The following is a 10254-nucleotide window of genomic DNA, read 5'->3' on the forward strand; positions in this document are numbered from 1 at the left end:
ATTAAACTCAATGAACGTATCAAACCGTATCCAAACAGCAGAGCTGGACTGGGAATTTGTCGATGGTATCGAGATTCCCATTTCCAAACAATTTGGTGATGTCTACTTCTCTAAAGATAATGGCCTACTTGAAACACGACATGTTTTTCTAAATGGTAATGACTTATCAGAACGATTAGCCAATTTAAAAGAATTTGAATATTTCAGTGTAGGAGAAACCGGGTTTGGTACGGGTTTAAATATTCTTGCACTATGGCAACTTTGGCAACAAGTCCGTCCTAATAATCAAAGCCATTTACATGCAATTAGCGTAGAAAAATTTCCGTTAAGTAAAGCTGATCTTATTCGCGCTTTAAATGTCTGGGATGAGCTTAAACCGCTTGCGGATCAGTTAATTGAACAATACCCCCTGCCTATTGCCGGATGTCATCGCTTAACCTTCCCTAAAGAACGTTTTAGTATTGATCTATGGCTTGGAGATGCGCAAGAAATTTTCCCAAGCATGGCTAAAACTAAAGCTGTGAATGCTTGGTTTTTAGATGGCTTTGCCCCATCTTGCAACCCTGACATGTGGGAACAAAATGTTTTAAACAATATTGTCCGTCTCTCGGATTATGGCACTACATTTGCATCTTTTAGTGTCGCTGGCATTTTAAAACGTGGGCTAAAAGCACATGGTATCGATATCTCTCGTCCGCGTGGTTTTGGACATAAACGAGAAATGCTTAAAGCGGTCTGGAAACTGTCTGAAACTAATGAAGAGCAGTCACAATTAAAGCAAATAGACTCACTCGGTCTCGGTACAGAACAACAGCATATTGCGATTGTAGGGGCTGGTATAGCAGGTTTAACCGCGGCGTGGGCATTTGCAGCACGTGGACATCAAGTCACCTTATATGAGCAAACAGAAGCATTATCGGGTGCCTCTGGAAATCCTTTAGCCTTACTTAATCCAAAACTATGTCCAATTGAACAAAGTCATGAACATCTCATGACCTTAAGTTGGCAACATGCTTTAAATTTTTATAAAAATTTCAAAGCATTCCGCCCACTACAAATACAGCAAATTGCATTGAAAAATGCAGATGAACTTCTCGATTTGGTAAATCAGTATCCAGCTCAAGTTGTTACCAACTCAACGAACTTACTTGATACTAATTATTCAAGCATATTACTAACTGAGGCTGGTTCCGTTTCACCACATCAACTACGTGATGAAATTTTACAACACCCTTTAATTGCTCTAAAAATTGCCCATGTCAAAGCACTGGTTCCTTTTGAAAATAAAGTTCAATTGCATGCTGATAATGAGGTTATTGCTGAGGCAGACCATGTTGTTGTGTGCTGTGCTCGAGAAAGTGCTGCTTTATTTGAAAGCTATCCGCAGTTAAAACCAATACGTGGACAAGTGAGCTGGGTTAATAATACGATTGCTCCCCTGCGTTTAAATGAAGCTTATAGCTATGGTGGCTATTGCATGCAACTTGATGCCTCACAGATGATTTTAGGCGCGTCTTTCTACCCAAATCGTGAAGATCAAGATGTACTTATCGAAGACCATGTGCATAACTTTGAATTAATCCACAGTGTATTCCCTAAATATGCTGAAAAATTACCGTCACCTTCGACATGGCAAGGGCGTGCATCTATACGGGCACAAAGCTTGGATTATTTTCCTCTGGTTGGAAAAATGCTTGAGAATAGTCGAATTTCTACTTTTGCAGGTCTTGGCTCTAAAGGCTTCTTATTTGCCCCGCTGTGCAGTGAAATCTTAGTTGCCCTGATGTTAGGAGAAGCTTGTCCAGTGCCGGACCGCCTATTACAAAAATTGAATCCTCAACGGTTCCAAAAGAAAGTGAAACCTAAAAAGCCTTATTTTAAGCCGTAATAATTTACTTCAATAAAAAAGCACCCGAAGGTGCTTTTTTTTATGCGCCCTGCTCTAAGGGCAAGCCAGCATCACGAGCTGCACGTGTCCCGCCCATCAGCACGACATATTCACGCGAGGCATCCAATCCTTCTAGTTTCTCAGCTGCACGAGGAGCTTTGCTACCACCACCACATAAAATATAAATCGGCTGACCCGCAGAGACCTGGTTCAAAATATCAGCATTCAAATCATTAATTGGGCGATTCACCGCACCTTTAACATGCCCTTCTGCATAAGCATTAGTATCACGGACATCCCAGATAACAGCATTTTCTGGGAATTCAAATGTTGTAATTTCTTGTTTACGGATCATTGTGCACTCCTTTGATGTAAACAACACTTGGCAAATGAAGAAAACCCTCTTAGCATCTCAAATATTCTTTCACTTTGTAAAGGTCTAAACTATGCCTTCTTTCGATATTGTCTCTGAATTAGAGTTATTTGAAGTTAATCATGCTGTACAAAACACACAAAAAGAGATTGCAACACGCTTTGACTTCCGTGGTCATGATGTTTCAGTTGAAATAAACGAAAAAAATAAAGAAATCAAAATCAGTACCGAAAGTGATTTCCAGTGTGAACAAGTTTATAACATGTTAGAAAATCATTTTTATAAACGTAAAATTGATGTTCAAGCACTTGATCCACAAAAAGCCGCTGCTTCAGGCAAAAATTTTGTACAAGTTATTAAACTTAAAGACGGTCTTGACTCTGATACTGCAAAAAAAATTAATAAAGCCATTAAAGAAAGTGGCGTTAAAGTGCAATCTTCTATTCAAGGCGACAAAATTCGTGTGACTGATAAAAAGCGTGACACCTTACAACAAGTCATGACTTTTTTACGTGAACAACAATTCGGTGTGCCATTACAGTTTAATAACTTTAAAGATTAATATCTTGTCGGCCATTTAAAGCTAAGGTAATCCCATGTCTCAATCCAACCGTCTATCAAAACTAGTAAAAGCAACTTCAAAATTCCCTAAAGGTATTCGGAGCACGCTTTGGAGCAAGGCGTTTGGTCGTATCGTGCCAATGGTGGGTACAGCAAATATTCGCTATCTGGAAGTAGACTCAAACCACGTTATTGTCCGTTTAGATAACCAAAAAAATATGCAGAATCATATTAAGGGAGTGCATGCTGCGGCTATGGCTCTTTTAGCAGAAACTGCAACAGGCTTTCTAACCGGTTTACATATTCCTGATAATCGCATTTTATTAATCAAATCGTTACATGTAGATTATTTAAAAGTGGTTGAAGGCGGTTTGACTGCTACAGCGACATTGTCTGCTGAACAACAAAAGTTTATTGCAGATAATGAGAAGGGTGAACTTGTGATTCCTGTTACTGTGATTGATGACGCAGGCAATGAACCAATTCAATGCCAAATGCTGTGGGCATGGTTACCTAAACGTAAGAAATAATAACTAATCTAAAGTATTTTTAGATGGTTATTTACCTCAAGATATAAAAACTAATATTTTGTATCTTGAGGTTAAAAATGAAAAAAATACTAATCCTTTCCTCTTTATTTACCAGTTTAATATTTACAACAATAAGTTCTCACGCCACCGAACCCCACATTAAAATCAGTAAAGTAACTTCGGCTAAATCAGAAACAATTGATAAAGTAAGCGCTCAAAACAAAAGAATAGTGACCGACTTTTATGAAGGTGTCTTTTTAAAACATAAAGTCAAAGAATATGCAGACCGCTATATTGGTCAACAATACATTCAGCACAATCCTAATGTTCCAGATGGCAAAGCACCTTTTGTTAATTTCTTCACTGAAAAATTCCAGAAGAATCCGCAAGCTAAAAATGAGATTAAACGTGCAATTGCTGAAGGTAATCTTGTCGTTTTACATGTCCATTCGACTGAAAATGAAAAAGATCGAGGAAGAGCGATTGTTGATATATTTCGTGTAGAAAATGGAAAAATCGTAGAGCATTGGGATGTAATACAAAATATTCCTGAGCAAAGCAAAAATACAAATACGATGTTTTAATCCTAAAAATGAGTTCTTTGTCGAAATTAAAAATTAAAGCCTGAATACTGATATTCAGGCTTTATACGTTTTATTGAATATCTAAGAACTTTTGTCTCGCTTCTTCGGGTATTTGACGCTTATTACCTTTTACATCTACTGCTACAAATGTAAAGACTCCTTCAGTAATGCGTATTGGTTCACGAGAGTCATCATGACTATCCCAAACTTCAATTTGCATCTGAATAGAAGTATTTCCAACTTTTAAAATTTTGGTATAGCAGCTAATGACAAAGCCAACTTTTACCGGAACCAAAAAGGTCATTTGATTAATAGAAATCGTAGCACAACGGCCACGACTGAAACGTTCTGCGTGAATTGCTCCAGCCAAGTCCATTTGTGACACAATCCATCCACCAAATACATCACCACTCCAGTTTGTATCTGCTGGCATGGCAATCGTTTGTAAGGATAAAATTCCTTCTGGTTTGGTATAAGCTTCTGACACCTTAGCTCCCGAAATTCGTTTGAAGTTGTTGATCGAGCCACTGTTGCAATTCAGGCGCACGTAATGCACCGCTAATACGCGCGACCTCTGTCGTTTTATTCATTAAGACAAGTGTCGGAATACTTCTCACATGAAAAGCTTGGCTCAAGCGAGGAGATTCTTCGGTATCAATCTTGGCAAAGATAACGCCTGGATTCTGTTTTGCGACCTGCGCAAAATGTGGAGCCATCATTTTACAAGGTCCACACCATTCTGCCCATAAGTCTATAAGAATAGGTAGATCACTATTCGTGATGTAGTTACTAAAATTTTGTTCATTTAGCTCAATTGGTGCAAGCGGTAGTAATGGCTGATGACATTGCCCACAGCTTGGTTGCTCTGAAAATTTTTCTTCCGGAACTCGGTTTTTAGCACCACACGATGCACATACAATAATCATTTACATCACTCCTATATGCTGATGTAAAAATTCTAATTGGGTTATCACTGCTTTTTCAAACCATGAACCGTGATAGATATCAAAATGTTTCATATCCCATTCATGATAACTCACAAAAGGCGCAATATTTGTCGCGGCTTCACGGCTTGACTCAATAGGAATAAGTGAATCTTTTTGAGCAGCAATAAATAAAACAGGAATATTAATCTGGCGCACAACTTGGATTGGACGGTATCGCATCAGATTAAAAAAGACACGAGCAGGAACTTCCCCACTCCAATAATAGTCAGGATTCACAATCGATAAATAGCCATAATAACTATCTGCAGTAGGCATAAAGCATAGGTTATGTTGATCAACAACAGGCAACCTCTTTGGATTAAGCCCCATCTTTGATCCCATATAATCCTGACTCGATAGCTTTAATGCTTGGGGATAGCGCTGCAAAGGATAGAGCTTGGCAGTTTCAGCGCCATCTACATAAGGAATTTGCACTAAAACCGCTTGAATATTCTTTAACTCAGAAGCTAGGCTTAGCGCATAACCCCCACTTAAAGAAGTCCCCCAAAGCACAATCCTTCTGTTATCTACGAGTTTACAAGTCGAAGCATACTGAATCACCGTCTTCCAATCTTCTAATTGTGAATTGATGGAGACCATTTCTCTAGGCTTGCCAGTACTGCCGCCCCAATATCTGTAATCAAACAAAATAACAGCGTAACCTGCTTGTGCAAATCGCTGGGCATATTGAATGAGTTTAAATTGACGCAATCCGGCAAAACCATGCGCCATGATAATTACCGCAGATTTATTATTTGTTTTTGGAATATAAAAGTCAGCTGCGATCATTTCCTGATCACATGGAACATATAAAGGCTCAACCGTATAAGCGTGCATATGTGCTCCGTGGCATTATGGTCGAAGTAATGAATTTACAAAAAACATCCTGATCGCCTTTTAAAAATCTAGAGCTGTTCTATGACATAAGTTTTATCTATGCAGGAACAACCTTTTAGTGTCTTGTATCTCAGGTTAAGCTTAATGCTATGATACAGCATAAGAGGTTTTGTTAAATTTTGGAGTGACGAAATGTCAGATAATGTTGGTTTCGCAGGTCAAATTGGTCCAGAATACGTTGGCCAAGTTGTAGAAAAAGGATTTAAATCTATTATTAATAACCGACCAGATATGGAAGGCGGTCCAGAACAACCTACAAGCGCCCAGATTGAAGAAGCAGCACGTCAAGTAGGCTTAGACTATGTTTATCAACCTGTTGTAGCTGGACAGATTACTGAGCTAGATGTACGTACTTTTGCTAATCATTATAATGAATTGCCAAAACCTGTGCTGATGTTCTGCCGCACAGGAAACCGTTCAAATAATCTATATCAATTAGCAAAACAAATGGATTTGTTAGACGACTAAGTTTAAAAATTGGTATTCTTTAAAACCCTATTTTCTTCTTTAAAGTAGGGTTTTTGATAAATTATTTTGCATATCTCTGCACGAACTCAACAGAACTAAAAATAATATTAATTTAGAGTATTTATATCTTTTGATTCATTTATTAATTTTCTATGAATAAATTTATTTTCGTTCTTTTAAGCTGTTTAATCGTTAGCGCATGCTCCTCAATGCAGGTAAAACCTACTGTCGGAGTAACGATGGGTACACATCTTTAAAAAAAAAGAAGCAGCTTAAATGCTGCTTCTTTTCATATTACTTACCATTTGCACAATTTGGATCTATGCCATATGGGCTTAATATATTCGGGGCAATACGATCACTCACAGTGACATCCTTTTTCAAGTAATCTAAAGTAAGAGATGTAGACCCTTTAATTAAACTTCCCGAAACTGTAGATTTAGCCGTTAGCTGAACAGTTAACCAAGACGCATAAATTTTAGGATATTGAATCTTAAGGTCAAAGCGTCCGTTCCCGTCTGTTGTGTATTTATTATTGGTTGCAGCAGTACCAGCATTATTAATATACGATACAACTTGTACTGTAGAGTTTTCTTTAAGCGGCTTTAATTGGTTAATAACTTCACCATTAATATTTACAGCTTGAACCGGTGAAGTACATGCGATTCTGATAGCAGGAAGATACTCATCTGGTTTACCATCTGCAGGATTAGAAGTGTCAAAAAAATCAAATATACCTTTATAGTAGGCAAGAGCATTAACTCCCATAACTACATCTTGATTTGGTATCGGTTTACCATCCACATCAGTTACTTGTACTGAGATATTTTTATAGTAATAGACTCCATCCGTTGTATCTTCCATAGTTGTCGGATTATATGCTACAGCAATTGCACCTACTGCGACTGGTACATCAGAATTAACGACATCGAGTTTATAAGTATAAATTTTTGTTGATTGACCAAAGTTAGCTTCTAAAACAAGATCATCTGTTACAAATTGAGCAACACTATATGATGAGGATCTTTGATTTTCATTAAAAGATAAAGTATAGGTGATCTGACCATTTGCATCAGTTTGAGTAGCATTTGGTGTAAATCTAACACCGTTTGAGACTGAATTTTTAACTTTAAGTGTGATCGCTTGATTTGCTAAAGTTGCACCATTTGCATCTACAGCTGTTAATGTAACAGTTGTCTGGTCTCCCCTAACATTTAAAGAAGTTTTTGTAGCATCAAACAATACAATACTAGTGGTATCAGCCTCAACGGTACTATTGCTACCTGTTACTGTTACAGTCTGTTCTTGAGTAAGCGCACCATTATTTGTAGATACAATTAATTTAAAACCATTTTTCACCAACTCATTTATTGAACTTGATGTTTTTGGAGTTTTTATAATGTATACAGCATTACCTGCTGCATCTGTAGTTTGAGTTGATACCCCTTCTAGAGATACATTATTTGTTGGATCAACTAACGCCAAATTAATATTAGCACCAGCAACACCACCTTTATTTTTGTCTAAAGCTCTAACCGTAACTGTTAAAGTATCATTCGTCGCTGCAACTGATAATTTATCTAATTCGATCTTTAAAGCTGTAGCAGTGGCCTGCTGTGATCCACTGTTATTGTTTTCAGATGAATTACTATTGGATGAGCCATTTTGATAATAACCATCACCACCGCCCCCACCACAACTTGCTAACATAATTGATACAGCAATAGCTGACAACTTCAAGGTAAGTTGTTTTTTATACATACTTTTCATTTCCCCAATCTTTCCTAAAGGTATAAGATTTTTTAATTATTTATTTTATTAGTGTAATCATATTCACCACACTCTGTAAACATAAATTACATTATGTTTTATTATGTAACTCATTAAATGAAAAATTTATAGATATCAGGATTCATAATGTTCGATATTATTATTATTGGTGCCGGTACTGCTGGTATTAGTGCATATAAAGAAGCCGTTAAACATACAAATAATATTTTAATTATAAATGATGGGCCATGGGATACCACTTGTGCTCGTGTAGGCTGTATGCCAAGTAAAGTTCTCATCTCTACAGCAAACAGAATGTTTGACATTCAAAATGCTCAAGAGGTTGCTTTGGATGTATCTGCAAAAATTAATACTGAACAAGTGATGCAGCATGTACAGACTTTACGTGATCGTTTTACACAAGCAACCTTAAAAGATGTAGAACAATGGCCTGCAGAGCATAAAATTTCTGGTAAAGCACATTTTATTGATGCACAAACTGTAGAAGTTAATGGAAAACAGTTCCAATCAAAAAGTTTTATTCTGGCGGTGGGTTCAACTCCTAATTATGATAAAACTTGGAAAAAAGAACTTGGAAACCGACTTATAACAACAGATCAAATATTTGAGTTGAAAACACTGCCTAAATCTATTGGTATCATTGGTAGTGGTGTGATTGCACTTGAAATTGCCCAAGCTATGCATCGTTTAGGGGTAGCAACTACAATCTTTGCTCGCAGTAAACGAATTGGAATATTAACTAGTTCTAGACTTCAACAACTTGCACAAAAAGAGCTAGAAAAAGAACTATCTATTCTATTCGAGACTTTACCAAGTGAAGTTAAATGCAGTGATGAAAGCGTTTTATTAAATTACAAATTTGAGAAAAAAGAGAAAACTCTTCAAGTTGAATATGTTTTATCTGCAACAGGCCGTACAAGTTTACTCGATACTTTAAAACTAGAAAATATTGATAATTCATTCAAGGATATTAAGTTATTACCTATAAATGCTAAAACCAAACAGTTAAGTACATATCCAATTTTTATTGTCGGTGATGCTTATACCTCAACACCAATACAACACGAAGCAGCCCATGAAGGTAAAAAAGTTGTTTATAACTGTATGAATTATCCACAAGTTAATTCAATTAAAACACTTACCCCACTAGGAATTGTATTTTGTGATCCTGAAATGGCGATCGTAGGAAAAAGTTATAAGCAACTAAAAGATGAAAGTATAGATTTTATTACAGGCGAAACCTCTTATGAACGTCAAGGAAGAGCAATAGTTCTTGGAAAGAATAAAGGAGCGATTGAAGTTTATATAGAAAGAGAAAGCCAAAAGCTTCTAGGTGCTGAACTATTTACAGAAGGAACTGAACACATGGCTCATTTATTAAGCTGGATAATCGGGGAAGAGTTAACGTTAAACGATATTCTAGAGAAGCCTTTTTATCACCCGACTTTAGAAGAAGGCCTTCGAACTGCTCTAAAACATGCGCGTAGACAGCTGAAATAACCAATTTTAGAAGAGCCCTTTTAATTAAAGTTGGCTCTTCTATACATTACATTCCTTTTTACTCTAATTAATTCATTTGATGAGAAATAATAGCAACTAGTGGAGCATTCTTATCAAATGAACTAGTATAAATCCATGTCTCTAAAACCTTTCCATCTTTAGAAATAATATAATTTGTTGTGGTTAAATTTTTATCTTTAGATATTTCCTTTTTATAAGTTAGACCAGTAGATTCCGGAGGCAACCAACTTTCCAAATTGTTTTGAATTTCAGTTGAATTTCCTTTATTTATAAATACTGAACATACTCCATTATCGAGTTGAGTAATAACAAATTTTCCTTCAGAAGAACTTATCATCCAAGCATGACCATTATAATTTTTTAGAAAATGTACAGCATATTCATCAGGCATTTGGATAAATCCCATATTTTTTGCTTGTTTATTTATTAATTCTGGATTTCCTCTCGAACTCACACAAATATTTAAAAAGGCTTTTGTGCTATATAAACTTTTCTCATTTTCATTAGCATATATAGAACTACAACTAAGTACTATAGCCAATATAAAGGGAAATATTTTAAATCCTGAAAATTTCATTATTAATACTCTTGTTATCATTTTAAATAATATGTTTTATATCACAATTCATTTTAAAGTTTAAAGAATTGGAGACTA

At 36.2% G+C, this 10254-nt stretch carries 12 protein-coding genes; 6 read left to right on the forward strand and 6 right to left on the reverse strand.

What is annotated here, in order from left to right:
* Positions 1-10: 10 nt before the first annotated feature.
* Positions 11-1888, forward strand: coding sequence for a bifunctional tRNA (5-methylaminomethyl-2-thiouridine)(34)-methyltransferase MnmC2/FAD-dependent 5-carboxymethylaminomethyl-2-thiouridine(34) oxidoreductase MnmC1 (mnmC, locus tag AWW73_RS15850; protein ID WP_062850132.1), 1878 nt, complete (start codon positions 11-13; stop codon positions 1886-1888).
* Positions 1889-1928: 40 nt separating this feature from the next.
* Here the strand turns inward: mnmC and AWW73_RS15855 are convergent, their stop codons facing one another.
* Positions 1929-2243 carry a rhodanese-like domain-containing protein gene (locus AWW73_RS15855; RefSeq protein WP_002116171.1) on the reverse strand — a complete coding sequence of 105 codons (315 nt, stop codon included), beginning with the start codon at positions 2241-2243 and terminating at the stop codon, positions 1929-1931.
* 91 nt (positions 2244-2334) lie between these two features.
* Between AWW73_RS15855 and AWW73_RS15860 the strand changes: the two genes are divergently transcribed.
* The 3 genes from AWW73_RS15860 (at position 2335) to AWW73_RS15870 (ending at position 3936) form a co-directional block, all read left to right on the forward strand.
* A complete protein-coding gene (locus tag AWW73_RS15860; protein WP_016143499.1) occupies positions 2335-2823 on the forward strand; it encodes a YajQ family cyclic di-GMP-binding protein in 489 nt (162 codons plus the stop codon).
* Between the two features lie 34 nt (positions 2824-2857).
* Positions 2858-3352 carry a DUF4442 domain-containing protein gene (locus tag AWW73_RS15865; RefSeq protein WP_016143039.1) on the forward strand — a complete coding sequence of 165 codons (495 nt, stop codon included), beginning with the start codon at positions 2858-2860 and terminating at the stop codon, positions 3350-3352.
* 77 nt (positions 3353-3429) lie between these two features.
* Positions 3430-3936: a nuclear transport factor 2 family protein gene (locus AWW73_RS15870; RefSeq protein WP_062850133.1), complete on the forward strand. Its 507-nt coding sequence runs from the start codon at positions 3430-3432 to the stop codon at positions 3934-3936.
* Positions 3937-4006: 70 nt separating this feature from the next.
* Here the strand turns inward: AWW73_RS15870 and AWW73_RS15875 are convergent, their stop codons facing one another.
* Genes AWW73_RS15875 through AWW73_RS15885 form a run of 3 tightly spaced genes read right to left on the reverse strand, consistent with a single transcriptional unit; the run spans position 4007 to position 5759 of the window.
* Positions 4007-4423, reverse strand: a complete 417-nt coding sequence (locus AWW73_RS15875) for an acyl-CoA thioesterase (protein WP_057105030.1) — start codon at positions 4421-4423, stop codon at positions 4007-4009.
* Between the two features lies 1 nt (position 4424).
* Positions 4425-4862, reverse strand: a complete 438-nt coding sequence (gene trxC, locus AWW73_RS15880) for a thioredoxin TrxC (protein WP_057105029.1) — start codon at positions 4860-4862, stop codon at positions 4425-4427.
* On the reverse strand, positions 4863-5759 hold the full coding sequence (locus AWW73_RS15885; protein ID WP_032005586.1) for an alpha/beta hydrolase: 897 nt from the start codon (positions 5757-5759) through the stop codon (positions 4863-4865).
* Positions 5760-5951: 192 nt separating this feature from the next.
* Here AWW73_RS15885 and AWW73_RS15890 point away from each other — a divergent pair, with 192 nt between their 5' ends.
* Positions 5952-6287 (forward strand): protein tyrosine phosphatase family protein, encoded by a 336-nt coding sequence (locus AWW73_RS15890; protein ID WP_062850134.1) that lies wholly within the window; start codon positions 5952-5954, stop codon positions 6285-6287.
* Between the two features lie 294 nt (positions 6288-6581).
* Here AWW73_RS15890 and AWW73_RS15895 read toward each other — a convergent pair whose 3' ends face one another.
* Positions 6582-8057, reverse strand: coding sequence for an Ig-like domain-containing protein (locus AWW73_RS15895; RefSeq protein ID WP_062850135.1), 1476 nt, complete (start codon positions 8055-8057; stop codon positions 6582-6584).
* Between the two features lie 147 nt (positions 8058-8204).
* Here AWW73_RS15895 and AWW73_RS15900 point away from each other — a divergent pair, with 147 nt between their 5' ends.
* Positions 8205-9578 carry a dihydrolipoyl dehydrogenase gene (locus AWW73_RS15900; RefSeq protein ID WP_062850136.1) on the forward strand — a complete coding sequence of 458 codons (1374 nt, stop codon included), beginning with the start codon at positions 8205-8207 and terminating at the stop codon, positions 9576-9578.
* A gap of 67 nt (positions 9579-9645) precedes the next feature.
* Here AWW73_RS15900 and AWW73_RS19300 read toward each other — a convergent pair whose 3' ends face one another.
* Entirely contained in the window at positions 9646-10176 is a 531-nt protein-coding gene (locus AWW73_RS19300) for an NMCC_0638 family (lipo)protein (protein WP_062850137.1), read from the reverse strand.
* Positions 10177-10254: the final 78 nt, after the last annotated feature.

Origin of the sequence: Acinetobacter lactucae (assembly GCF_001605885.1) — a bacterium.
Taxonomy (GTDB): Bacteria; Pseudomonadota; Gammaproteobacteria; order Pseudomonadales; family Moraxellaceae; genus Acinetobacter; species Acinetobacter lactucae.